This window comes from Caballeronia sp. LP006, from assembly GCF_031450995.1.
Taxonomy (GTDB): Bacteria; Pseudomonadota; Gammaproteobacteria; order Burkholderiales; family Burkholderiaceae; genus Caballeronia.
Map to the genome: position 1 here is coordinate 1833917 of NZ_JARTVW010000005.1, position 25702 is coordinate 1859618.

At 61.2% G+C, this 25702-nt stretch carries 19 protein-coding genes and 1 pseudogene; 7 read left to right on the plus strand and 13 right to left on the minus strand.

Going from position 1 to position 25702, the window contains the following annotated elements; genetic code table 11:
• Positions 1-212: 212 nt before the first annotated feature.
• Positions 213-458 (plus strand): annotated as a pseudogene (locus tag P9250_RS25160) (SDR family NAD(P)-dependent oxidoreductase); the annotation flags it as partial.
• 63 nt (positions 459-521) lie between these two features.
• Here the strand turns inward: P9250_RS25160 and P9250_RS25165 are convergent.
• A complete protein-coding gene (locus P9250_RS25165) occupies positions 522-1949 on the minus strand; it encodes an ISNCY family transposase (RefSeq protein ID WP_409014976.1) in 1428 nt (475 codons plus the stop codon).
• A gap of 186 nt (positions 1950-2135) precedes the next feature.
• Here P9250_RS25165 and P9250_RS25170 point away from each other — a divergent pair, with 186 nt between their 5' ends.
• Positions 2136-3167 (plus strand): IS110 family transposase, encoded by a 1032-nt coding sequence (locus P9250_RS25170; RefSeq protein ID WP_250470253.1) that lies wholly within the window; start codon positions 2136-2138, stop codon positions 3165-3167.
• Positions 3168-3517: 350 nt separating this feature from the next.
• Here P9250_RS25170 and P9250_RS25175 read toward each other — a convergent pair whose 3' ends face one another.
• The 3 genes from P9250_RS25175 to P9250_RS25185 form a co-directional block, all read right to left on the minus strand.
• Positions 3518-4744, minus strand: a complete 1227-nt coding sequence (locus tag P9250_RS25175; RefSeq protein WP_310396875.1) for a sigma-70 family RNA polymerase sigma factor — start codon at positions 4742-4744, stop codon at positions 3518-3520.
• Between the two features lie 71 nt (positions 4745-4815).
• The gene (locus P9250_RS25180) at positions 4816-5214 is read right to left on the minus strand and encodes a VOC family protein (protein WP_244827868.1); all 399 of its coding nucleotides are present in this window, start codon (positions 5212-5214) and stop codon (positions 4816-4818) included.
• A 114-nt stretch (positions 5215-5328) separates the two neighbouring features.
• Entirely contained in the window at positions 5329-5685 is a 357-nt protein-coding gene (locus P9250_RS25185) for a YciI family protein (RefSeq protein ID WP_250464900.1), read from the minus strand.
• A gap of 473 nt (positions 5686-6158) precedes the next feature.
• Here P9250_RS25185 and P9250_RS25190 point away from each other — a divergent pair, with 473 nt between their 5' ends.
• Positions 6159-8111: a hypothetical protein gene (locus P9250_RS25190; protein WP_250492394.1), complete on the plus strand. Its 1953-nt coding sequence runs from the start codon at positions 6159-6161 to the stop codon at positions 8109-8111.
• Positions 8112-8438: 327 nt separating this feature from the next.
• Positions 8439-8819 carry a DUF2917 domain-containing protein gene (locus P9250_RS25195; protein ID WP_250464882.1) on the plus strand — a complete coding sequence of 127 codons (381 nt, stop codon included), beginning with the start codon at positions 8439-8441 and terminating at the stop codon, positions 8817-8819.
• A 34-nt stretch (positions 8820-8853) separates the two neighbouring features.
• On the opposite strand, the gene P9250_RS25200 is transcribed toward P9250_RS25195, so the two are convergent.
• Together P9250_RS25200 and P9250_RS25205 are read right to left on the minus strand one after the other, a co-directional pair.
• Positions 8854-10482 (minus strand): tannase/feruloyl esterase family alpha/beta hydrolase, encoded by a 1629-nt coding sequence (locus P9250_RS25200; protein WP_250492392.1) that lies wholly within the window; start codon positions 10480-10482, stop codon positions 8854-8856.
• Positions 10483-10667: 185 nt separating this feature from the next.
• The gene (locus tag P9250_RS25205) at positions 10668-11528 is read right to left on the minus strand and encodes a LysR family transcriptional regulator (protein ID WP_244827873.1); all 861 of its coding nucleotides are present in this window, start codon (positions 11526-11528) and stop codon (positions 10668-10670) included.
• 161 nt (positions 11529-11689) lie between these two features.
• Here P9250_RS25205 and P9250_RS25210 point away from each other — a divergent pair, with 161 nt between their 5' ends.
• The gene (locus P9250_RS25210) at positions 11690-13075 is read left to right on the plus strand and encodes a DHA2 family efflux MFS transporter permease subunit (RefSeq protein ID WP_244827874.1); all 1386 of its coding nucleotides are present in this window, start codon (positions 11690-11692) and stop codon (positions 13073-13075) included.
• An 86-nt stretch (positions 13076-13161) separates the two neighbouring features.
• Complete coding sequence (locus tag P9250_RS25215) at positions 13162-14157, plus strand: aldo/keto reductase (RefSeq protein WP_310395795.1); 996 nt, start codon at positions 13162-13164, stop codon at positions 14155-14157.
• On the opposite strand, the gene rarD is transcribed toward P9250_RS25215, so the two are convergent.
• Positions 14158-15033, minus strand: coding sequence for an EamA family transporter RarD (gene rarD, locus P9250_RS25220; protein ID WP_310396877.1), 876 nt, complete (start codon positions 15031-15033; stop codon positions 14158-14160). It lies immediately after the preceding gene.
• Between the two features lie 258 nt (positions 15034-15291).
• On the opposite strand from rarD, the gene P9250_RS25225 reads away from it, so the two are divergent.
• Complete coding sequence (locus tag P9250_RS25225) at positions 15292-16350, plus strand: AI-2E family transporter (RefSeq protein ID WP_244827876.1); 1059 nt, start codon at positions 15292-15294, stop codon at positions 16348-16350.
• A gap of 61 nt (positions 16351-16411) precedes the next feature.
• Here the strand turns inward: P9250_RS25225 and P9250_RS25230 are convergent, their stop codons facing one another.
• From P9250_RS25230 to rbsK, 6 genes are all read right to left on the minus strand, one after another.
• Positions 16412-17935, minus strand: a complete 1524-nt coding sequence (locus P9250_RS25230) for a SpoVR family protein (RefSeq protein ID WP_409014977.1) — start codon at positions 17933-17935, stop codon at positions 16412-16414.
• A gap of 155 nt (positions 17936-18090) precedes the next feature.
• A complete protein-coding gene (locus P9250_RS25235; RefSeq protein ID WP_310395799.1) occupies positions 18091-19356 on the minus strand; it encodes a YeaH/YhbH family protein in 1266 nt (421 codons plus the stop codon).
• Positions 19357-19537: 181 nt separating this feature from the next.
• The gene (locus P9250_RS25240) at positions 19538-21460 is read right to left on the minus strand and encodes a PrkA family serine protein kinase (protein WP_244827879.1); all 1923 of its coding nucleotides are present in this window, start codon (positions 21458-21460) and stop codon (positions 19538-19540) included.
• Positions 21461-21888: 428 nt separating this feature from the next.
• On the minus strand, positions 21889-22650 hold the full coding sequence (locus tag P9250_RS25245) for a hydratase (protein ID WP_250464869.1): 762 nt from the start codon (positions 22648-22650) through the stop codon (positions 21889-21891).
• 152 nt (positions 22651-22802) lie between these two features.
• Entirely contained in the window at positions 22803-24527 is a 1725-nt protein-coding gene (locus tag P9250_RS25250; RefSeq protein ID WP_310395802.1) for a methyl-accepting chemotaxis protein, read from the minus strand.
• A gap of 207 nt (positions 24528-24734) precedes the next feature.
• Entirely contained in the window at positions 24735-25682 is a 948-nt protein-coding gene (gene rbsK, locus P9250_RS25255; protein WP_250525859.1) for a ribokinase, read from the minus strand.
• Positions 25683-25702 lie beyond the last annotated feature (20 nt).

Sequence of the window (25702 nt, forward strand, 5' to 3'; positions counted from 1 at the left end):
TGTTTGCTTTAGTCAAGGCAAGGCAACGCACGCGTCGCCGACGTTGCGCTTAACTCGAGAATTGCTCGTTAGCATCAGGCGGCAATCGGCCAACCAAACTCTTTGCCGAGATAAAAAACGTCAGGCAGGTCAAAGGACGATCTACCCTATAGCTTTTTCAATTCCCGGATTGTGTCGCAGCAAGTTCGGAAGAGGTCGGGTCGGCCTTAAGCCACGTCATCAACATTTCATCGATTGGCGGCTAACGGGCGGCGGCCGGTTCGGTCGTGTATTCATCGACAAAGTTCGCGGTCGAAGGCATCACGGAAGCCATGCATGCCAAATTGGAGCCGCTGGACAGTCACACGACAGTGGTCGAGTTGGGCTATCTCCGCCCGGAGTTTCTTGATACGTCCTCGCTGCTCGCCACGCCCGACGTGATCGATAAGTACTACGAAACACCGGGCGCAGTTCGACGCACGACATTAGAATATGCCCGCTACAACACATGTCGAGGCCAATTTGAAATGTCCGATATCCGGCTAAATTGAAATGTCCGGTTTGGGGTCGGTTCCTGCTTCCAAAGAAGACAGTTTCCCCACCGAGGCTGCCCGCATTTCGGCACTTCTGAGCATCATCGCGTTCAGGTCGATCTGCTTGAGTTCGCGTTGCTTGCGCGTGTTGTTGGCGCGCATCTTCGGGCGCACCTCTTCGCCCCGATTGGTGCGTGAGGGCGCTGACTTGATAGGGCGATTGTCGCGCTCCATCTGCACCTGCCTCGACAGCGCAAGGACGTGTCCAAGACGCTTGTAGTCGACCTCAGCGCCCTGGTCGACATGGGACAGGCGATCATAACGTCGACAGGGCAACGCCGCGCCATTCGCCCAAATCTCGATGCGCCCGTCCGGGTACTCGTACACATCGAGATAGCGATGGATCAAGGCGCGCGTCGCCGGCGAATCTTCAAGCAGGTACATCACGCGATCGTATTGCACCGTCAGCGAGGCCGAGACGCAACGAGATTCGCGTGCCGTCAGAATCGAATCGAGATCCTCGTCGGCACGCACCGGACGATGCGCGTCAAAGTCGCTCTTCGCGCGCTTGCCGAAACGGTCGTTGAAGTCGGCGATGAAGTGGGGCGCATAAGCATTCGCGGCCTCCCACGTGTCGATCTCGCGCAGCCGCAATTCCTTGACGAGCCGATCCTGCAAGGTCAAGTTGGCACGCTCCACGCGCCCCTTCGCCTGACTGCTGTTGGCGCACAGGGTCTCGACGTTGAGCTCGTACAAGGCCCGGCCAAACTGCGTGACCCCCTTGTCAGCCTTGCGCGAGCCCCGGTTGAGCGAGAACACACTGGCTTTATCGCTATACAGCGCCAAGGGCTTGCCGTGCTGCTCGATGTAGCGGCGCGTTGCCTCGAAATAACTGAAGGTCGATTCGGTGGCCGTGAAGTGCAGGGTCATCAGACGGCTGGTGGCATCGTCGATGAACACCAGCAGCGTGCACGCCGGCGCGCGATCTTCGAACCAGCGATGATCGCTGCCATCGATCTGGATCAGCTCGCCATAGCACGAGCGACGGTTGCGCGGCTGATGGATCCTTGGAGGACGCTGTCGACGTGGCGTCCAGAGTCCGGCGCCGATCATGAGCCGCCGAACGGTTTCCTTGGCCAGCCGAATGTCATGACACTCGCGCAGCTTCTCGCAGGCAAGCGTCGGGCCAAAATCGCTATAGCGCTCTTTGACGATGGCCACGGCCCGGACCGCCAAGCCCGCGTCGACACGATGATTGCCCGTTTGACCGCGCTTGCCGGAAACCAGGCCCGGCGCGCCTTGTTCGCGTAACCGCGCACTGAGACGCCGCACCTGTCGTGTACTCAGTCCAAGTCGCTCGGCGGCCCGCCACGGTTTGAGCAGTCCGTCGACCACTGACTGAATCACTTTGAATCGGTCCAACTCGCGCATCGACATGGTAATCGTGTCCGTTGCAGCCATCGCGGTCTCCTGCGCCGCAGCATCGGCGCGGGGTAAGCTTAGGCGGCTCGAAGCGGACATTTGAATCTGGCTAAAAGCAATGGGATGGACTCCTCCTCACCCCGCGGGAACAGGGCGCATGATTGCAGTTGTCTTCAACCGGTCAATCAGGAGGAACACAAGATGGACATCATTCGCGTCGGGATCGATCTCGCAAAAAATGTCTTTCAAGTTCACGGCGTGGATCGACGCGAGAAGACGGTCTGGCGTCGCAAGCTTGCACGCGATGAATGGCTGGATATCCTGCGCAAAACGGTTCCCCTGCATGCACAGATCGGAATGGAGGCGTGTGGCGGGGCTCACTATTGGGCACGGCGTCTCCAGATGCTTGGATATACGGTCAAGCTTATCGCTCCGCAGTTCGTGAAGCCGTACGTCAAGAGCAATAAGAACGACGCCAACGATGCTGAAGCTATCTGTGAAGCGATAAGTCGGCCTGGCATGCGTTTCGTCTCCGTCAAGACGGTCGGGCAACAAGACGTGCAGGCAGCTCACCGGGTGCGCACTGGACTGATGGAGCAACGAACCGCGAAAGCAAACCAGATTCGTGGCTTGGCCTCCGAGTACGGTCTCGTGGCTCCCAAACAGATACTTCAGCTACGACGCGCAGTTCCTGTTTGGCTCGAAGATACCAACTGCGGTCTGAGTGATCGTTTCCGTCGACTGCTCACGGGGATCTGGGAAGACCTGCGCTCACTGGACGATCGGATAGCACAACTAGACCGCGAAATCACTGCCATCGCGGCATCTGATCCCGTAGCGGTGCGTCTGCAGCAGTTGCGTGGCGTCGGTCCGATGGTCGCCACGGCCTTGTTGGCCGCAGTGGGCGATGCCAGGCAATTTGCCAATGGACGACAGATGGCTGCATCGCTGGGGTTGACGCCCAAGCAGAACAGTTCAGGCGGCAAGGAACGGCTTCTCGGAATCAGTAAGAGAGGCGATTCTTATGTGCGTTGCCTCTTGATTCACGGCGCTCGAGCGATGATCCAGATGGCCAAACGCAGGACTGATGCGCTAAGTCTCTGGGTCATGCGTATTGCGGCAAGCCGGCATCCCAACGTTGCCGCGGTCGCCTTGGCGAACAAGACTACGAGGATCGCGTGGGCGATGATCACACGGCAAACAGATTACCAGCCAAGGCTGGCTGCGCAGTAAAGTCGTTCGCGACTAGCGATACCTTCTTTAAGATTGCAAAACAAGCCGCATGATGGCCAACAGGTCGAACCGGCGCTGATCGAACCCGCTAATGTCCGGGGCTTCGAGCCCGTAAAAGCGATTGGGAATCAGCGCGCGAATAGCCCATCAGGGTCCGCTGCCTCATTGAGGCGCAGCTTCATGAGACCGGATATACGTGAGCGATCGATACTAGGGCTGACACGCGGAGTGTTTGCAAACGAGGAGGAGTCCATATACGGACATTACAATCTAGCCGCTACACACGCAAAACTGCGCTAATTTATCTTATGTAAACTCAAAGGTTAGACACAGCAACCACGACCCCAACATCACCCCATTTCCTCCGCCCGCCCCAAAAGAAACGCCTGCTCCCGAGCATTCCTGGTCAACGCAGCCGCACGCGCGAACTCCTCGCGCGCTTCGTCTTTGCGTCCCAACTTTGCCAGCAAATCCGCACGCACACTCGGCAACCAGGGATAAGTCCTGAGCGCTTGCTCCTTACGCAAATCATCGACGATATCGAGCGCAGCCTGCGGCCCGTAAGCCATGCTCACCGCGACCGCGCGATTCAGCTCGACCACCGGCGTGGGCGCCGTTTGCATGAGCGCGTCGTATAACGCAACGATCATCAGCCAGTCAGTCGCGTCGGCGCTCGGTGCGCGCGCGTGACACGCGGCAAGCGCCGCCTGAAGCGCATATACGCCGCGCGCGCCGCCCAGGGTCTCCGAGCGCTGCAAGGCCGTCAGCCCGCGACGAATCAAAAGCGGGTCCCAGCGGCTGCGGTCCTGATCGAGCAACAAAATCGGCCGTCCCTGGGCATCGACACGCGCCTTCGTGCGCGACGCCTGAATCTCCATCAACGCGACGAGTCCGTGAACTTCGCTCTCCGTGGGCATCAGCTCGGCGAGAATGCGTCCGAGACGCAGTGCGTCTTCACAGAGCGCGGGGCGCATCCAGTCGTCGCCAGCGGTCGCTGAATAACCTTCGTTGAAAATCAAATAGATGACTTCGAGCACCGACGCAAGCCGCGCCGCCCGCGCGTCCGCCTGCGGCACCTCGAACGGCACGCGCGCCGCCGTCAGCGTGCGCTTCGCGCGCACGATCCGCTGCGCGATGGTCGGCTCCGGCACCAGAAACGCGCGCGCGATTTCATCGGTCGTCAAGCCGCCGAGCAGGCGCAAGGTCAGCGCGGCGCGGGCATCGACGGAAAGAACGGGATGACACGCCGTGAAAATCAGCCGAAGAAGGTCGTCGCCGATGTCGTCTTCGCGGGCCGCGTCGAGGGCATCGACGAAATCGGGCGTGATGTGCATCTCCTGGGCGTCGAGATCGCGGCCCAGTTCCTCGTGCTTGCGCGCGTGCAGCGTGTGCTGCCGCAGCCGGTCGAGCGCCCTGTTCTTCGCTGTCGTCATGAGCCACGCTCCCGGCTTGTCCGGCACGCCCGCATCGGTCCAATGCTCGAGCGCCGCGACGAACGCGTCCTGCGCGAGTTCCTCGGCAAGCGCGACGTCGCGCACCACGCGGGCCACGCTCGCAATCACTTTCGCCGATTCCATTCGCCAGACCGCGTCGATAGTCTTGCGCGTCGCGATCGACTGAGCCGCCCGCCCGGCGTCCGAACGCTCGCTCACGCCGCTTCCGGATTCATATGCACGAGTTCCCAGATGTGACCGTCCAGATCCTCGAAGCCGTGGCCATACATGAAGCCGTGATCCTGCGGTTCGCGCGGCGCCCGCCCGCCCGCTTTCAACGCCTTCGCGACGAGATCGTCCACTTCCGCCCTGCTCTCGCACGAAAGACACACGAGCGTTTCGGTGGCCTCGTGCGCATCGACGATCGCTTTTGCAGTGAAGGTCTGGAAGAACTTCTCGACGAGCAGCATCGCGAAGATGTTTTCGCCGATAACGAGGCACGCGGCGTCGTCATTGGTAAAAGCCGGGTTGAACGAGAGGCCGAGTTCCTTGAAGAAGGTCATCGAGCGCTTCAGATCGCGCACGGGCAAGTTGACGAAAATCTGTTGATGCATGGCGTAAGGCTCCGACGCGAATGGAAAGACGAGCGAAATTGCCGGCTTCATTGGGACGACGTTTGACGCGCCCGCCGATCGACAGGAAATCACCCGGGAGCAGCGAAACTCGCCTTAGAGATAGCACGGCCCGACTTTGCGGACCTCGATCGTGCACCACGCGGCCGCCGGGCACGTTGCGGCAATTTCAACTGCTTCGGCGTGCGTTTCGCAATCGAGCAGGAAAAATCCGCCGATCATTTCTTTTGCCTCGGCGAACGGTCCGTCGATGATTCTCGCGTCATCCGCCGATGCCCGCGAAACCCGCGACGCATCCTTGAGCGAAGTCAGCGACTCGCATGCGCGCAAAACGCCGCGCGCTTTCAGGCCGTCGGCGAACTCTCCCATCTGCCGATACGCCTCGCGCCCCTCTTCCGGCGTGCGTTGGCTGCGTTGCTCCACGGGCTCGATCACAAGTAGCAGATAAGCCACATCCACCTCCACGAAAAGTTTTTTAGCGTCGCTCAAGTTAAACCGTCGTGGCGCTATCGGCAAGGCTGGCGTGGGTTTGCCATGCGAATTCAAGCAAAAATCTATCCTCATACGTAACATTTTGTTACTCAGTATTACTCAACGTCATTCAATCCATCGAGTAGTATTTGCTTCCGACGAGTCGGAAATGTCTTAGAAACGAGCAATAGTTACCTTGCATCGATTTCTTCTACTCATTAGTTCCAGCAGACCACCCGCTTTTCGTCACCCTTCTATCTCGCGATATCGAGCGATATAGCAAACGTTTGCGCGTTCAACCGTTCGTGTAGCAAAAGCGGAATGCGTCCATGTCGAAGCCGGTCGGATGGCGTATCAGAACCCAGCCCGCCTGTCGAAAACCAGATGCTTTTTGCATCGCTGGGCGTAATCGAAATGAACGCCTGGTTTTATCTGCGCTTATGCGTTTTGAATCGATGACCAAAAGTCCTTTCCTGCTTTCGACGCTCGTCCTCGCTCTTGCCGGTTGCGGCGGCAGCGACGGCGGTTCTCCCGCCTCCACGAGCGCGGCTAGCGCCGGCCCCGCCGGCGTGGCAAACGCCTCCGCCGCCTCCGGCTCCGAAGCCGATGCCACCGAACAAGCGGTTGCCAAGGCTGCCTCGAATCTGCGTCTGACGTGTGCTTCGCCGGCGGTGTCGTCGGCATCGGCCGGCAACGGCAAGATCACCGTCGATACCCCCGGAGGCGACGGTTCGCGCATGTTCGCGATCAACGCCAAGTTCAAGGTCGCCGTCACCACGCGCGCCGGCAGCGCCGATACGCTCAAGTGGACTATCGCCGATGCGCTCGGCAAGACGGTCGCAAGCGGCAGTTTCGCGGTGCCTTCGGTTGCAACGACCACCACCCTCACCTGCTCGTCCACGCTTGCCGGCTACTTTGCCGTGTCCGCGACGCTCGCCAATGGCGGCGGTCAGGTGCAAACCTCGGGCACGCGTCCGAATGGCTTCGCGAGCTTCGGCGTGACGCCGGATCTGAGCGGCACGATTCCGGCCGTGACCTACACGAAGCAGGAACAACATCGCTTCGGCATGCAAGGCTTCAACGACAACGGCGTCATGCTGTCGGCGCTCGGCATTTCCTCGACCATCGACGATCGTCAGATGTCGGTGATGGAACCGAACGGCCGCAACACCTTCAACCCAAGCGCGAACAACCTCGATCCGTTCTACACGTCGGGCAAGGTCATGCGTCTCGTGCGGCTCGACGGCATTCCCGGCTGGGCAAGCGGTCACGGCCTGAGCCCGGACTACGGCTATGCGCCGGCCGATCTCGGCTACTTCTCGAACTACCTGTCGCGCGTCGGTCAGGAAACGGAGGCGATTCGCCAGAAGTACTATCCGACGATGTCGTCGAACTACTATCAGGTGACGTGGGAGCCGTACATCCTGTGGAAAGACACGGATGCCAACTTCGTCGCGCTCTACAAGGCCGCGTATCAGGGCCTGCATGCGAAAGATCCGCACGCCGTCGTGATGGGCCCGGCCGAGCCGTTCCCGTCGCTGACGACGGATCGCCTCAAGCGCCTCGCGCCCTTGGGCTACGCGCAATATATCGACGGCATCGCGACGCACGGTTATTACGATGCGGGCACGTCGCCCTCGCATCCGCCGGAGCGTCATCACACGGACCCGGACCCCGCCGATGCCGCGAATTCGCTGCTCAACGAGATGCGCAACCTGCGCGCGGAGATGGCGAAGGAATACAAGCCGAACATGAAGCTGTTCGTGACGGAAACGGGTATCAGCTATGACATCGGTTCGAGCTATGGCCCGAACTATCCGTCGCCGAACATTCTGTACGCACAGGGCGCGGTGGTGGCGCGTACGCATATCATCATGCTCGGCGAAGGCGCGGATCAGACCTATGTCTTCTTCGGCCCGGACTTCCCGGGCGAACCTGGCTACGGCACGTTCTTCGACCTCGACAATCCGCAAGCGGCATTCGGCACGACGAACATCAGCCCGAAGCCGGCCGCGATGCAAGTCGCCACGATGACCCGCGTGCTCGACGGCACGGTGACGCTCGGTCCGGTCAAGAACCTGCCGGCCGGCGTGTACGCCTATCAATTCCAGCAGCTTGGCAGCGGCAAGATCATCACCGCGTTGTGGACGCATAACAATGCAGTGTGGCCCGCGGCCGACGGCACCTTTAGTTCGAGCTACAACACCTCGTACAAGCTGCAGGTAGGTGTGCCGGGCACGGCGGGCACGGTGGCGTTGATCGATCCGATGGGCAACGTGTCGAGCGCACCGTACAACAACGGCGGCATCACGCTCACGCTGACCGAGTCGCCGCGTTATATCGTGTCGACGCTGGCGGACATCGCGAAGAACAATACGACGAAGCCGTTGGGTTATAGCGGCAACTAAGCGCGATCGAGATACTCGAACGAAGAGAACCCGTACCGTGGCAACGCGGTCCGGGTTTTTTATCGCTTTGAAAATCCTGTCTCGATATTGACAGCGCGCCTGGTTCCAACTGATACTCCATTCCATGCACGCAGACCTCGTCCTCGCCATCGCCGCGATTAAAAACCCAATGAACGCCATTAAGCATGGCGGGTCATCGGGAGAACGTGTGCGCTAGCAGCCAAGGCTCAAGCAGACAAGTTGGTTCCCAAGGCCCCGCCGAAAGACGGGGCCTTTTGTTTGATGCGTGCTGGCCTTCCGTCTTCGGCTTACAACATGGAGAGCGAGATGGAAGAAGGTTCGGAAGTGCTACAACGCGGCGTGTTGCACGGCGTGGCAGCGGGCAAGCTGGATGCGAGCGGCGCACGCGTGGTGGTGTATGTCGAAGTCGCGCCGCATCAGACGGTGTCGTGGCGTCTTGCACGCGATGCCGACTTGCGTATCGCCGATGCATCCGTGTGGCTCACGCGTCATCAGGATTCCTACGATTACTGGATGAAGCCCGGCGATATCGTGCGCCTAAAGCGCGGCGAACGCGTGTGGTTGTCGTCGGAGAGCGAGCACGCGGTCGAGGTATCGCTGACGTCGTATCGCAAGAATAAGGCGCGCACGTGGGCGCGGATTCTCGCGCGCTTCATGCCGCGCGCGGCGAACGCGACCAGCTTCTGAGCGTGCGCTCAAGACGGGCGCTCAAGGCAAGCATTCAAGGCAAGACACAGCGAAAGTTCGCCGCGACATTGATGCTGCCCTTACCCAGGTAACGCGGATAGCCGGGGTAACGGCAGATCGGCCGCGTGCGTCCGTTGGTGGCCGGCGCAATGTCGCTGCCGATGAGCGTCTCGGGCGCCGTGCCATTCGTGACCCACTCGTCGAGCGCGCCCAGTTCGTCCCATGCGGGAATGAACACGCCGTTGCCATGCTGAAAACCCGGCACCATGTAAAGCCGCATGAAGGAATCGACGCTGTCTTGGCCGTACTTGTCGATGAGCCCGTTGAAGAACGCGATGGTCTGGTTCGGGCTGATGACTTCGTCGGAGAGTCCGTGCATTGCAATCAGCTTGCCGCCGTGCGCGATGAATGCCGCGAAGTCCGGGTTCATCGCGCCGACCGTGTAGGCGAGCGTGATGAGCCGCTGCTTGTAGCGCGCGGGGTCGTTCAGGTCGAAATTGAGCGAGTTGAACGAGAGATCGCGTGTGACGAAGTGGCGGATATACGCGTCGCCTTGCGCGAAGAGATAGCCATTGGCGCCGAAGGTTGGCGGCGAAAGCAGCGTGGGTGAATCGCCGAGACCGAGCGTGCCGGAGAAATCGACGCCCTGAAACACGTTGTAGCCCGGATAAGTATCGACGTTATACGCGAGCGGATACGGCAGCTTCAGGCCATCGCGCAGGAGTTCGAGCGTCTCGATCTGCGCGTCGGAAAGACAACTGTCGCGCAGTGAAGGCCGCTGCCCGTTCGCGCAGCGCAACGACGCGATGATCTGCGGCTCGAGCTTCCGGCAAGCTTCCACATTGCCGACAATGCCATCGGCCGCGCCGTCGAGCTTGTCGCACTCATGCACGACCGTTTCGAACAACCGCCGCTGCTGCGCGAGGCCGACGAATCCGCCGGGCTTGGCATAGGACGCCTGCCCGACTTTCACACCCATCAGCCGCACGCCCGAGAAGTTGATAGCCGGCGCATTGGCGATCACGCCGTCGTAATCGTTCGGAAAGCGTTCGATGACCGTGAAGCCTTCGCGTCCGCCGGTCGAGCCGCCCGCGAAGTACGTCTTCTCCGGCGAACGTCCGTAGCCCATCTGGATGAGCGCGAGCGCGACATCGCGGGTCTTCTTGAGATGCGCGAAGCCGAAGTTGACGATGGCTTCGTCGTTCACGGCGAAGTCCGCGCGCCCCGCGTTGCCCGAGTGCCCCGAGTCGGAACCGAAGGTCGCATAGCCGCGCGCGAGCGGCGTCGAGTCGGGCGCGAAAGGCATGGGTTCGGTGCCGGAGACGAGCGTGCCGTTATAGCCGCCGCCGCCCATCTGCAACGCGCGGCCGTTCCATCGGCTTGGCAGATTCACTTCGAAGCGGATGTCGGGCGTGTTGTCCTGGATCGCCCGGATGATGCCCGTGACGCGGCAATACTCGCCGTTGCGATTACCCGGCGCGGCGGCCTTCGTCACCGACGCGCTCTCGATCAGCGCGCCGCGCGTCGGCAGACCGATGATCGATGCGGGCACCGTCTTGCCACCGAGGTCTTCGCAATGCTTCGTAAGATACGTGGCGGCATGCGCGCCCGCAAACGGCAAGGCGAGCGCCAAGAAGACGAGCAACTGCCGCCATGTCCTCATGGACAGGCCCGCGAGACAGCTAGATGAAAGACAGCGAAGACGTGACACGAGATGGGTTGGCCGCTTCGAACGCCGCTCAATATATAAGAAGCGATCGGCGAAGGCCAATCGCACCGGCTGCACGTTGTTGCGGCACAACCGCCGCACATCTCGCGCCTGCCCTCTTTCGCTTCTGGTCGAAGCGTTCATTCGCCGTCCCATTCGCCGCGCAGGTCGCTGCTTTCGAGCAACTGAAGCAGGGTCTCGGCGGGCCGGCTCAGATGTTTCGCGCCGAACGCGATGAACTCCACCTCCGGCAATCCCGGCAACGCTTCGCGATTCACAGGCGGCGCGAGTCCGCGTCCCGCCAGAAAATGCGAACGCACCGTGAGCCCGAGTCCGCCGCGCGCCGCCGCGATGCAGCCCGCATGGCTGCTGCTCGTGCAGACGGTTTGCCAGCTCGCGCCGGCCATGGCGAGCGCATCGAGTACCACAGCGCGCGTCACGCTCGGCTCGGCGACCAAGATGAGCGGCAAGGGCTGAGTCGTATCGACGATGGTGCCTGGCTTTGCAAGCCACTCCAGTCGGCCGCTGAACAGCCGCGTGCCGCGCGCATCGCCGATACGGCGCTTGCCGACGGCAAGATCGAGTTCGCCAGCATCGACGAGTTGATACAGCCGTCCCGTCATGCCGATGGTGATCTCCAGTTCGACATCCGGATGCGTGTCGCGAAAGGCGGCAAGCACGCTCGGCAGCGGCCCGAGCGCCAGATCGTCCGATGAACCGAGCCGCACGCGTCCGCGCAGCCGCGGCGAACTGAACTGCGATTGCGCATGCGCCATCGCTTCGAGAATCACGCGGGCGTGAACGAGCATGGCTTCTCCGTCGGCCGTGAGCGCGAGAGAATGGGTATCGCGCACGAGGAGCCTTCGTCCGACGCTTTCTTCGAGGCGTCGAATGTGCTCGGAGACGCTCGACTGGCGCAGACCGAGCTGACGGCCGGCGTCGGTAAAGCTGTGCGACGTGGCCACGGTCGCGAAGGTGGTCAGCCACACGGGATTCAGCATGCGGCATTGTGATCGGAAATCACGATCACAGTCAATGCGGTTAGCGGTCTTCCCGATAGCGCGCGGAGTCATTAACATTTCATAATGCGCGCTGACGGGCTTTTCACTGGCCTTTCGTCAGGCTTTCGCGGCGCGCCGCTTCCTGCCACTTCGCCCCTCAAATGAACAAACTGTCATCGCACACGGCTCTACTCTGGATCGTCGCCGTGGGCTTCTTCATGCAGGCGCTGGACACGACCATCGTAAATACGGCGCTGCCGTCCATCGCCCGCGATCTGCACGCGGCGCCGCTCGCGATGCAGTCCATCGTCGTTGCCTACACGCTCACGATGGCGCTTTTCACGCCCGCTTCGGGCTGGCTCGCCGACCGCTTCGGCACGCGGCGCGTGTACTTCGTCGCGATCACGTTGTTCGTGATCGGCTCGCTTGCCTGCGCGAGCGCCCACACGCTCGATCAACTCGTCATGGCGCGCGTGCTGCAAGGCATCGGCGGGTCGATGTTGCTGCCAATCGGCCGCCTTGCCATTCTTCGCACGATGACGGGCGAAGCCTACGTGTCCGCGCTCGCGATGATTTCGGTTGCCGGACAGGTCGGCCCTATTCTCGGTCCGACGCTCGGCGGCTGGTTCGTTCAGTCGTTCACGTGGCACTGGATCTTTCTGATCAACGTGCCGATCGGCGCGGTCGGCCTCTATGCCGTGCGGCGCTTTCTTCCCGACGACGCCATCAGGAACGCGCCGCCTTTCGATTTCGTCGGTTGCGGGCTCTTGTCCCTGTGCATGGTGGCGTTTTCGTTGGCGCTGGATAGTCCGGTGCAAACGCATCGCGGGCTCGTGTCGGCGGCGCTGTTCGTCGTGGCCGCCGTCTCGGCCTTCGCGTATATCCCGTATGCGCGCAGAAAGCGCAATCCGCTCTTTCATCTCGCGCTCTTTCGCGAGCCGAACTTCAGCGTCGGGCTGATCGGCAATCTGGTTTGCCGGATCGGGTCGAGCGCGGTGCCGTTCTTGTTGCCGCTTCTCATGCAGCTCGAACTCGGTTACAGCCCGCTGCATTCCGGCTTGATGATGCTGCCTATCGCGTTCGCGGGCACCTTGTCGAAGCGCTGGATCGCGGGCCTCGTCAAGCGCTACGGCTACGACAATTTTCTGCTGGTGAATACGGCGCTGGTGGGCGCGTCGATCATCGGCTTTGCGTTGTTTTCGCCGTCGCTGCCGCTCGTCGTGGAGATCGCCATTCTCGCGCTCTTCGGCGCCTGCAATTCGATGCAGTTCGCGGCGATGAACAGCGTCACGCTCAAGGGCCTTTCCATCAAGGATGCGGGCAGCGGCAACAGCCTCTTCTCGATGGTGCAGATGCTTGCGATCGGGCTTGGCGTGTCGATCGGCGGGTCGCTCGTGCAGGTGTTCGAGCATCAGTTCGGCTCGGGCGCGATCGGTTTCAGATTGAGTTTCCTGTGCATGGGCGTGGTGACGTTGCTATCGGGTCTCGTCTTCAGACGGCTCGACAACGCGCCGCGCGCCGCCGCGCCCGCGCCTGCTGCGCGCTGATAGCGGCGTGCGTCCGGGTAGCCCCGAGCGCGCGGCACGCATAAAGACTATCCTGTCGATCGCTATTCAACCTCGGGAGCGCAATCGTGCAATATCGCAAATTCGGCAGCACCGGTCTCACCGTCTCGCGTCTCACCCTCGGCACGATGACCTTCGGTTTGCAGACGGAGGAAGACGCGTCGTTCGCCATCATGGATCGCGCGGCCGAGGCGGGCGTCAATTTCATCGACACCGCCAACGTTTATCCGCTTGGCGCGACGAACGACCTCGCGGGCCGCACCGAGGAAATCGTCGGACGCTGGTTGAAGGGCCGGCGGCATCAATACATTCTCGCCACCAAGGCCGTGCACGCGATGGGGCCGCTTACATGGGATCAGGGCGCATCGCGCAAGCATCTGCTCGATGCAATCGATGCGTCGTTGAAGCGTCTCGGCACCGACTACGTCGATCTCTATCAACTGCATAACGACGATCGCGACACGCCGCTCGACGAGATGCTCGAAGCGCTCGATATCATCGTGAGAAGCGGCAAGGCACGCTATGTCGGGGTATCGAATTTTCTGGCGTACAGGCTCGCACGTGCGCTAGGTCGCGCCGATGTACTGCGCACCGCCCGCTTCGTTTCCGTTCAGCCGCGTTATAACCTGCTGTTTCGCCAGATCGAGCGTGAACTGCTGCCGCTGACGGTGGAAGAAGGGCTCGCCGTGATTCCGTATAACCCGCTCGCGGGTGGCTTGCTGACGGGCAAGCACAAGCACGACGCCGCGCCTTCGGACGGACGCTTTACCGCGACGGTCGGCAAAGCGGGAGAAATGTATCAGCAGCGCTACTGGCACGAGCGCGAGTTCCAGACCATCGAAAAGCTGAAAGATGTGGCGAAGGAAAACGGCCGGTCGCTTGCGAGCACATCGCTTGCATGGGTGCTGGCGAATCCGGCGGTGACCTCGGCGATCATCGGTGCAAGCCGCGTCGAACAGCTCGACGAGACGCTCGCGACAGTGGATCAGCCGATCGATACCGAACTCAAGGCGAAGCTCGACGATCTGACGGTGGAGTACCGATGGGGTGACGCGTTGCGTTGATCACCCTCGCCCCGGCCGCGCCCGATACAAGCCTTCGAGCGAATAAATCGCCAACGCCGCCCAGATCGCGCCATAGCCGATCAGACGGTCATGCCCGAACGCCTCCTGATAAATCACCACGCCGATGAGCAACTGCAGCGTCGGCGTGATGTACTGAATCAGGCCGAGCATCGACAAGGGAATGCGCCGCGCGCCGGCCGCGAACAGCAGCAACGGCACGGCGGTGATCGGCCCGGCCGCCGCGAGAAGCACCTCGATGCCCACGGACGCATCCAGGAAACCGCTATGTCCGTTCGCGCCGAGCACGAATAAATAAAGCAGCGCGACAGGACACAGCAACATGGTTTCGAGCGTGAGCCCTTCGAGCGCGCCGAGCTTCGCCGTCTTGCGCAACAACCCGTAGCCGCCGAAAGTCAACGCGAGCGCGAGACTGATCCAGGGCGGCGCGCCGTTCACCCAGGTGAGCCACAGCACGCCGAGCGCGGCGATGACAACGGAGAACCACTGTATCGGCCGTAACCGCTCGTGCAGGAAGGCCATTCCGAACAGCACGTTGACGAGCGGATTGATGAAGTAGCCAAGACTTGCCTCGACGATTCGCCCGTCGTTTACCGCCCAGATGTAAATGCCCCAGTTCGTCGATAGCAACACGGCGCTCGCCGCGAAGCGCGCAAGCAGACGTTTGTCGCGCAGCACCGGGCCGAGCCAGCGCCACTGACGCCGCACCGTCAGGACGATGAAGAGGAAGATCAGCGACCAGGCCATGCGGTGCGCAAGCATCTCCAGCGCGCTAATCGAATTCAACGCCTTGAAGTAGATCGGGAACAGGCCCCAAAGCGCGAAGGCCGCGAATGCGTAGACGACACCAGGATTCATTGTTGGATACGTAAAGCGCACCGTGCCACGCACGTGGAACGCGCATTGCTCTTGCATCCGGCTCGATTGAGACCGGAAGCGGTCCGCAAGGAATGAAAGCCGGATTTTAGTCGAGAGCGGTGTCAATGGTTGAACGCTGACCGAACCGCCGGTCGAAACAGCGCTCCAATGCAGTGCATGAATGACGTCGGCAGCCGCGTGCTAGCATGCGCGAACTCGAGCGGCGCTGCCCGCTCCCCTTCCGCTTAACCGGTCCCAATGAATAATCAGTCCGTCCATCAAAGCTTCTTTCATATCCTGTTGTTCGTCGTCACGCTCGCGCTTGCGTGGGTGCTCCTGCCTTTCTTCGGCGCGATCTTCTGGGGCGCGATTCTCGCTATCCTGTTTCAGCCAATGCAGCGCTGGCTCACCGTGCGCTTCGGCAAGCGGCGCAACCTCGCCGCGCTGACGACGTTGGCCGCGGCGATTCTCATCGTCATCATCCCATTGGCCGTGGTGGCCGTGACGCTCGTGCAGGAAATCGCGCTTGTCTACGCGCGCATCAAGAGCGGCGACCTGAATTTCGGAGTGTACTTTCAGCACGTGCTGCATGCGCTGCCGACTTCGGTGCAGCAGATGCTCGGGCGCTACGGTCTCGACGATATCCCCGGCATCCAGCGTCGACTCATGGAAGGCGCGGCGCAGATCAGCCAGTTCGCGGCGGCGCAGGCGTTGTCCATTGGCCAGAACACGTTCCAGTTCGTCGTGAGCTTCGGCGTCATGCTGTATCTGGTGTTTTTCCTGCTGCGCGATGGCGGCGAGATCGGCCGGCGCATCCGCCGCGCCTTGCCGCTCGATCCGGCGCCGAAGCAGCATCTGATCGCGAAGTTCACGACCGTCGTGCGCGCGACGGTCAAGGGCAATATCGCGGTCGCCGCCGCGCAGGGTTTGCTGGGCGGGCTCATCTTCTGGATTCTCGGCATCAACGGCTCGCTCTTGTGGGGCGTGCTGATGGCGTTTCTCTCGCTCCTGCCCGCGGTCGGCGCGGCGCTGGTCTGGGCGCCCGCGGCGATCTACTTCTTCGCGACCGGCCAGATCTGGCAAGGGCTCGTGCTGGTTGGATTCTGCGTGGTCGTGATCGGTCTCGTGGATAACGTCCTGCGCCCGATTCTCGTCGGCAAGGACACGAAGATGCCTGACTGGGTCGTGCTCATTTCGACGCTCGGCGGCATGGCGCTTTTCGGCATCAACGGCTTCGTGATCGGGCCGCTGGTTGCGGCGCTCTTCATGGCAAGCTGGGACATCTTCACGCAAGACGAGGAAGGCAAGGAAATCTGAAGCCTGCTTCGGACAAGAAAAAAACGGCTCCGCGAGGAGCCGTTTTCTTTAAAGCTACCGATCAGCGCGCGTGATTCGGCGGCGTGTACCGACAGTCGAAGCGCTTTCTCACCGTGCCGTTTTCATCGACGCTCTCCAGATAAACGTCGAACTGCCACAAGCGCGCCATGTGCTTGAGCACTTCGTCGCTGTCGTTCGACAGATGCCGGTTGTCCGTCATGAAGTGGCGCAGCGTGAGGCTGCGGTCGCCGCGCGTGTTTACCGAATAGACCTGAATGTTCGGCTCGCGATGATGTATGTCGTATTGGCGCGACAACGCCTGCCGCACATAGCGATACCCGCTGCCGTCGTGAATGGCTGAGACTTCGAGCGAATCGCGCATGTCGTCGTCGAGAATCGAGAAGAGGCGCATTTCCCGGATCAGATGCGGCGACAAATACTGCGCGATAAAGCTCTCGTCCTTGAAGTTGCGCATTGCGTAGTGCAGCGATTCGAGCCAGTCGCTGCCCGCGAGTTCGGGGAACCACTCGCGATCTTCATCCGTCGGGCTTTCGCAAATGCGGCGAATGTCGCTCATCATCGAAAAGCCGAGCGCGTACGGATTGATGCCGCTGTAATACGGCTTCGTCACGGGCGGCTGATACACCACGTTGCTGTGCGAATGCAGGAACTCCATCATGAAGCCGTCTTCGAGCCGGCCTTCGTTATAGAGCGTGTTGAGCAGCGTGTAGTGCCAGAACGTGGCCCAGCCTTCGTTCATCACCTGCGTCTGCCGCTGCGGATAAAAATACTGCCCGACCTTGCGCACGATACGAATGACTTCGCGCTCCCACGGTTCGAGCAGCGGCGCGTTCTTTTCCGCGAAGTACAGCAAGTTTTCCTGCGGCTCCGGCGGATAACGGCTTTCGATTTCCTCGGCGGACTGTGCCTTGCGATTCGGCAAGGTGCGCCAGAGTTCGTTGACTTGCGACTGCAGATATTGCTCGCGTTCACGCCGCATCGCGGCTTCCTTCGCAAGCGAAAGTTTCTGCGGGCGCTTGTAGCGATCCACGCCGTAATTCATCAGCGCATGGCAGGAATCGAGCAGTTCCTCGACACGATCCAGCCCGAAGCGCTCCTCGCATTCGGCGATGTAATTCTTCGCATACACGAGATAGTCGATGATCGCGTGCGCGTCGGTCCAAAGCCGAAAGAGGTAATTGCCCTTGAAGAAGGAGTTGTGCCCGTAGGCCGCGTGCGCGATGACGAGCGCCTGCATCGTCATCGTGTTCTCTTCCATGAGGTACGCAATGCATGGGTTCGAATTGATGACGATCTCATACGCGAGACCCATCTGCCCGCGCCGATAGCTCTTCTCGGTCGACAAGAAGTGCTTGCCGAACGACCAGTGCCGATAATTCACCGGCATGCCGACGGAGGCATAAGCATCCATCATCTGTTCGGCGCTGATGATTTCGAGCTGAATGGGATAGACGTCGAGCCCGTATCGGTTGGCGACGCGCGATATCTCGGCGTCGTATTCCTCGATCATCTCGACGGTCCAGTCGGACGGGCACGGCAGCGGCCGCTTTTCTGCAACATTCATCCTGCCTTCCTTGTGCGTCTCCTCGGACGCCTTGTCTTCGACTACTTCCTTGTCTGCTTCCTTCCCTTCTTCCAGTTCCAACGTCGATGCAACCGCACGATCGTCCGTGCCATCCGGTTGAGCCTTCTGCGCTTCCTTCTGCACATTCCGTTTCGTCATGCAGCCGCCTGTTGCTTTTCGAAGAGTTCGCGGAACACGGGGTAGATGTCCGCGGCGGAGTCCACCTTCTTCATGGCCAGTTCAGGCGCGCCGAGCGCAAGTTGCGCATATTCCACCCACAGATTTTGCTCTTCTGGCGCAACTTGAATATAGGCGAAATAACGTACCTTCGGCAGGATGTCGTCCGAAAGGAGCTTGCGGCACTTGGGGGAATCGTCGGTCCAGTTGTCGCCGTCCGATGCTTGCGCGCCGTAAATGTTCCATTCTGTCGGCGAATAACGCTCGTCCATGATTTTCTTCATGAGTTCGAGCGCGCTCGACACCACGGTGCCGCCGCTTTCGGTCGAATGAAAGAAAGTGTCTTCGTCCACTTCCTCGGCTCGCGTGTGATGGCGGATGAACACCACTTCGATTTTCTCGTAGTTCCGCTGCAGGAACAGGTAAAGGAGAATGAAGAAGCGCTTGGACAAGTCCTTGCGCTGCTCGTCCATGGAGCCGGAAACGTCCATCAGACAGAACATGACCGCCTTGCTCGACGGCGTGGGCTGCTTGACGCGATTCACATATCGCAGATCGAATGGGTCGATGAATGGGATACGCGTGATCCGGCCCTGCAGGATCACGATGTCCGCTTCCAATCGCGCGATGTCTTCGGGATCGGCGTTATCGTTCTTGAGTGCTTCGAGCTGACGTTCCATCTCGCGCAGTTGCGCGGTGAGCGGCATGCCGAGCGCGATACGCCGCCCGAGCGCGCTCCTCAGCGAACGCACCACGTCGATGTTGTTCGGCGTACCTTCCGCCGCCCAGCCCGCACGCACGTTCTTCCACGTGGGCACCGCGAGCAATTGCGTCTTCACGAGACGCGGCAGTTCGAGATCGTCAAAGAAGTACTGCATGAATTCTTCGCGCGACAGTTCGAACACGAAGTCGTCCTGGCCCTCGCCTTCGTTGCTCGCGCTTTTCCCGCCGCCGCCCGAACCGCCTTGCGGACGCGGAATCTTGTCGCCGCGAATATAGTCGGCGTTGCCCGGATGGACATACTCGCGCTTGCCGCCCGGTCCATGACGGAACGAGGGCTCGGCGATATCCTTCTTGGGGATGGTGATGCTCTGAGTGCTTTGAATATCCTTGATGCTGCGATCGCGCACCGCGTCCGAAACCGCGCGGCGAATGTAGTTCTTGACGCGTCGCAGAAAGCGCTCGCGATTGGCGATGCTCTTGTTCTTACCAGCTAACCTGCGGTCGATGATCTGGTGCAGCACATTCAGTCTCCCGCGTTGATGGCGAGGATGCGAGGCGCTGCGCGAGCCTTGGGCCTGCCGCGAAGGGCATGCCAGCGTCTCTCTCTCGCAAAGTGCCCGCTTTGCCGCTCAGGAAGTCACACCTTGCGGCGCAAACTTCGGTCCCGAGCGGCGCGGACCTACATTACAGCATGCGTCCTGCTTACGACGACTTGCGCACGCGCAGATACCAGTCGCAGAGCAGCCGGACCTGCTTCGGCGTATAGCCTTTCGCGACCATGCGATTGACGAAGTCTTCATGCTTGCGTTGCTCTTCGGCCGAACCTTTCGCATTGAACGAAATGACCGGCAGAAGTTCTTCGGTGTTCGAGAACATTTTCTTCTCGATCACCACCCGCAGCTTCTCATAACTGATCCACGCCGGGTTCTTGCCGCCATTGGCCGCCCGCGCACGCAATACGAAGTTCACGATCTCGTTGCGGAAATCCTTCGGGTTGCTGATGCCTGCCGGCTTTTCGATCTTTTCCAGTTCCGCATTGAGCGAGGCACGGTCGAAACTTTCACCCGTATCGTGATCGCGGAACTCCTGGTCCTGAATCCAGAAGTCGGCATACGTCACGTAACGGTCGAAGATGTTCTGTCCATACTCCGAATACGATTCCAGATAAGCAGTCTGAATTTCCTTGCCGATGAATTCGGCGTAACGCGAAGCCAGTACGTCCTTGATGAACGACAGATACTTCTGCTCCGTCTCCGGCGGAAACTGCTCGCGCTCGATCTGCTGTTCAAGCACGTACATGAGATGCACCGGATTCGCCGCGACTTCCGACGAGTCGAAGTTGAAGACGCGCGACAAAATCTTGAACGCGAAGCGCGTGGACACGCCCGTCATGCCTTCGTCCACACCGGCGAAGTCGCGGTACTCCTGATACGACTTCGCCTTCGGGTCCGTGTCCTTGAGGTTCTCGCCGTCGTACACCTGCATCTTCGAAAAGAGGCTGGAGTTTTCAGGTTCAGCCAAACGCGTGAGCACGGCCATCTGCGCCATCATCTTGAGCGTGCCGGGCGCGCATACCGCCTCGGCCAGCGACGAGTTACGCAGAAGCTTTTCGTAGATCTTGACCTCTTCGCCGTAGCGCAGGCAATACGGCACCTTCACGACGAAAATACGATCGAGCAGTGCCTCGTTGTTCTTGTTGTTGCGGAACGCCTTCCATTCCGACTCGTTCGAGTGAGCGAGAATCACGCCGTCGAAAGGGATCGCGCCGAAGCCTTCCGTGCCCTTGAAGTTGCCTTCCTGCGTAGCCGTCAACAACGGGTGCAACACCTTGATCGGCGCCTTGAACATTTCGACGAATTCAAGCATGCCCTGATTGGCGAGGCACAGGCCACCCGAATAGCTGTATGCGTCCGCGTCGTCTTGCGAATAGGTTTCGAGCTTGCGGATATCCACCTTGCCGACGAGCGAGGAGATGTCCTGATTGTTCTCGTCGCCAGGCTCGGTCTTGGCAATGCCGATCTGACGAAGAATGGAAGGATAGCGACGCACCACGCGGAACTTGCGGATGTCGCCGTTGTACTCGTGCAGGCGCTTCACGGCCCACGGAGACAAGATGCTCTTGAGATAGCGGCGCGGAATGCCGTATTGCTCCTCGAGCACGGGACCATCTTCGTCGTAATCGAAGAGGCCAAGCGGTGATTCGTTGACAGGCGAGCCCTTGATCGAATAGAACGGGACGCGCTCGGCAAGCTGCTTCAAACGTTCGGCGATCGACGACTTGCCGCCGCCCACCGGACCCAGCAGATACAGGATCTGCTTCTTCTCTTCCAGACCCTGCGCCGCGTGCCGGAAATACGACACGACGTTCTCGATCACTTCCTCCATTCCGTAGAACTCACGGAATGCCGGATACACCTTGATGACCTTGTTCGCAAACACACGCGAAAGCCGCGGGTCGAGTCTCGTGTCGACGAACTCGGGTTCCCCGATGGCCGTCAACATACGTTCGCCCGCTGTTGCATATGTGGCAGGATCTTCCTTGCAGAGCGCGAGATACTCTTCGAGCGAGAATTCCTCCTCGCGGGTTTTTTCGAAGCGGGTCGCGAAACTGCTGTAGATATCCATGCTACCTCCTCGCCGAAGTCAGAAAGCTATGCCGTGCGCAACGCGCGTAATCGAAACGACATCGCTTGAATTCATCCTAAACCCTTTCGAATTTTTTTTCACGCACTTGCGAAGCTATCCATCTGAGAAGAAGTGCTAGCTACACGAATTATTTTCGGTGCCCTACAATCCTCATCCCAATCTCCTCTTTTGCACATGGTCTTGCGCGGCGTTCTCGCCGCCTGTACGCATGACCGCGCTTCTGTCACTCTCACCCTGCCTTCATCCGCCAGCATCGTTGGGCGCCGCACGCTGTTGTTTCCATCTCATGACTCATACGTGCGCGCATGCATGTCAGATGCAATAACGCGGGTTACGCGGCTGTCGTGACAATAACCGCGCGTGGTGTGTGGACTCTATGAACGCGTGGTGCGACGTGACATGAAGCGTCAGGTAAGAACGAGTTCGAGCTCGCCGATGCGGTCGATCGCGCCATGCACCATCGCGGGACCTTCCACGCGATAAGCGCCCGTATAAGAACCCGTGGTGATGGTCCAGAACGGTTCGACCGTCAGTCCCATGCGCGAACAATGATTGACGAGCCACGGCAGCAAGACGCGGGGATCGCCCGCTGGATTGCCTTGCGCGGCCGGAGCAATCGGCAGGCCATCGAGTGTCAATTCGATACGCGGCGACAAGAAGTCGAAGCCCGCCGATACGACCTCATAAGGCTCCATGCCGCTCACGATGAGCGCGCCGTTGTTCTGCGAATCGGCAAGTTGCGCGAGTGGGTCGACGTTGGGCCATTGCGCGAGGCGGCTATCGACGATTTCGAGTGCGACGGCCATGCCGCCCAGTGCGTCGAGGACTTCGGCGTGGCTGTAAGGGTCGCTACGCGGCGGCAGCGGGTAGGCAAAGCGAAACGCTATTTCGAGTTCCACCAGTACGTGAAAAAACGAGTCGAACGCGAGCCGCGCAGGCGATACATGCACGAGGTCTGCATCGATGGGTGCGCCTGCGGCGAGGGCATCGGGCGCGCGGGCGCCGATCTTCCATGCGCCGATGCGCGCGTTTGCCGCACGCAGCGTCTCGTGCTGAATGGCATAGGCCGTGGGCGCGTCTACGGGAATGTCGCGCGGCGCAAGCGTCTCGATGCTCCGATGCTGCCGGCGCGCTTCCACGAGCTGTGCGGCGAGTGTCGATCCGGTCATGTCGATGGTCCTCGTATGCAAGATGATGCGGTGGCATCAGTGTACGGGGACGCGCTCGATGATGGCGACAGGTGCGTCTTGCGCTCGCACCTCCGGCTTTAGACTTGGCGCCGCCATGCGCGCGACGGCGAAGTTCCGTTACCGCAGCGGGCTCAAAACGTCTCCCAATCCCCGCTTGCAGCCGCCGCTGCAACCGCCGGCGTGGCAGCCGGCTTTGCTGCCTGCGAAGGCTTGACGGGGACGGGGCGCTTGCTTGCCGCCACCGCCGCTGGCTTGCGCGCAACGCGCCGGGCGGCGCTCACCGAAGCCGAAGCCAAAGGCGCATCCGCGCTGAAACCCTCATTCACCTGAAACACCGCAACCGCCTGACGCAAGCGTCCCGCCTGATCTTCCAGCGATTGCGCCGCTGCCGCCGCTTCCTCGACGAGCGCGGCATTCTGCTGCGTCACTTCGTCCATCTGCGTGACCGCGAGCGACACCTGGTCGATACCACTCGACTGCTCCTCCGACGCCGCCGCGATCTCGCCCATGATGTCGGTCACGCGCTGCACCGCGCCGATGATCTCGTTCATCGTGCGGCCCGCTTCATCGACGAGCGTGGTGCCCGACTGCACGCGCGCCACCGAGGTATCGATCAACTCCTTGATTTCCTTTGCCGCCGCCGACGAACGCTGTGCAAGCGAGCGCACTTCGCCCGCGACCACCGCGAAGCCGCGCCCTTCCTCGCCCGCGCGGGCCGCTTCCACGGCTGCGTTGAGCGCGAGAATGTTGGTCTGGAACGCAATGCCCTCGATGATCGTGATGATGTCCGCGATCTTCGACGAACTGCGGTTGATCTCGCCCATGGTATCGACGACCTGCATGACGACCGTGTTGCCCTTGCCCGCGATCTCCGACGCGTTGGCCGCGAGCGCGCTTGCCTGACGCGCATTGTCGGCGTTCTGACGGACCGTGCCGGTCAGCTCTTCCATGCTCGACGCGGTTTCCTGCAACGCGGATGCTTGTTCCTCGGTACGCGACGACAAATCGGTATTGCCAGCGGCGATCTGCTGCGTGGCCGACGCGATCGATTCGCTGCCCGAGCGCACGGTGCGAACGGTCGTCAGAAGGCTTGCGCGCATCTTGGCGAGTCCTTCGAGCAATTGCCCCATTTCGTCGCGCGAAGTGACCACGACTTCACGGCGCAGGTCGCCCGCGGCAATCGCCTCGAAATGGCCGAGCGCGGCTTCGAGCGGGCGCGCGATGGCGCGTCGGAGCGAAACCCACGCGAACGCCGCCGCGGCCAGCCCGAGCGCGATGGCAGACATCGCGACCGCGCGGAACCACAGAAACTGGCTCTGCGCGTCTTCGTAGCTCTTGTGCGAGGACTCGGACAGAAACTTGCGCAGCGTTTCGTTGGCGTTGGCGTAATCGTTGTAGATCGCCTGCATCGACTTGGCGGAAGCGATGATCGCGTCGTGGTCGTTGGCGGCAACGGCCTTGAGGCCCTTGTCGAGCTCACGCTGCAGTTCGAGACGTTTGGCCTGCGCCGCTTCCGCGAGGCGCGCTTCGCCGGACTCTTGCGGCAGCGCCGTGTATTGCTTCCAGAAGCCATCGGCGCGCTCGCGCATGAGGCGTGAACGCTCGATGGTCGCCGCGACTTCCGCCGTGCCCGCGAGCAGCGCGCCGCGATCGAACACGAGCCGTTCGCGCATGGCGTACATCTCGGTGTTGCCGACGGCGATGGCGCTCGGCATCTGATTCGAGTAGGTATCGAGAAACGCGGTGTTCGAGTGATTCATGCCGCTGAGGCCGAGCGCCCCGATGGCGATCAGCAGCGCGCCGAGAAACGCCATCGAGATGCCGATGCGCGCCTTGATGGTCAAAGCCTTGTTCATGTGTCGTCCCATGCCGCTCGTCAATGCGGTCGTAGCCAGGTGAGGGCCGGCGCGCGCGGAGAGTCGCCGCAACCGATTCGCGTAGCGGCGCTTCTGCGCTCGCTCACTATGTAAACGGCGCGAAAGGGACTGGCTTGAGGATATTTATTTCATCAGACGAAAAGAACGGCGCAAGCTACGCGCCGGTTTTCAGTGAAAACTGAACACTTATGCGGAAATTTCGCTGCGATGCGGAATCGAAGGCTGCGCGCCCTCACGCGTGACCGCAAGCGCGGCGGCGCGCTGGCCGAAACCGATGGCGTCGAGCACCGCCGAGCCGCGCGCGAGTTCCGCGGCAAATCCGCCGATGAAGGTATCGCCCGCCGCGGTGGTATCGACAGCCTGCACTTTTGGCGAAGGCAAGTGCTGGCCGCCGTCGTCGCCGTTACCGTCTGATTCGAGCAGCGCGAAGACGCCCTGCCCACCGAGCGTCACGATCACGTTGCGCGCGCCTTTTTGCCGGAGCGCGTGCGCGGCGCGGCGCGCATCGTCGGGTGTGGAAATGGCAATGCCCGACAGCGTCGCGGCTTCGAGTTCGTTCGGAATCAGATAATCGACGAGGCCGAACCAATCGGCCGGCAACTCGTTCGCGGCGGGCGCGGGGTTGAGGATGGTCGTGCGCTGCAGACGCCGGCCGGCGGCAAGCGCCGCGCGCACCGTGTCCGGCGGCGTTTCCAACTGGCAAACGATTACGTCGGCGCGCGCAAGAAGCGCCTCTTGAGACGCGATGCTCTCGGGCGTCACCTGCGCGTTGCTGCCCGCCACGATCACGATGGCGTTCTGGCTCGCATCGTCGACGATGATGAGCGCGACACCCGTTGGCGCGTCGGTGCTGAGAGCCACCGTGGCGCAGTCGATGCCTTCCGCCTCGAGACTCGTCTTGAGCGTCGCACCGTTGCTGTCGTCGCCGACGCAGCCGATCATCGCGACCTCCGCGCCCAGGCGCGCCGCCGCCACCGCCTGATTACCGCCCTTGCCGCCCGGCACTTGCGCGAACGCGTGGCCTGCGAGCGTCTCGCCGGGTTTCGGCAAACGCGGCGCGCGTGCGACCAGATCCATGTTCAGACTGCCGACCACGGTGACGCGGCCTTGCTTGGCTATTGACTTGTCGCTCATTACGCTCCTTGTGTTGCTTC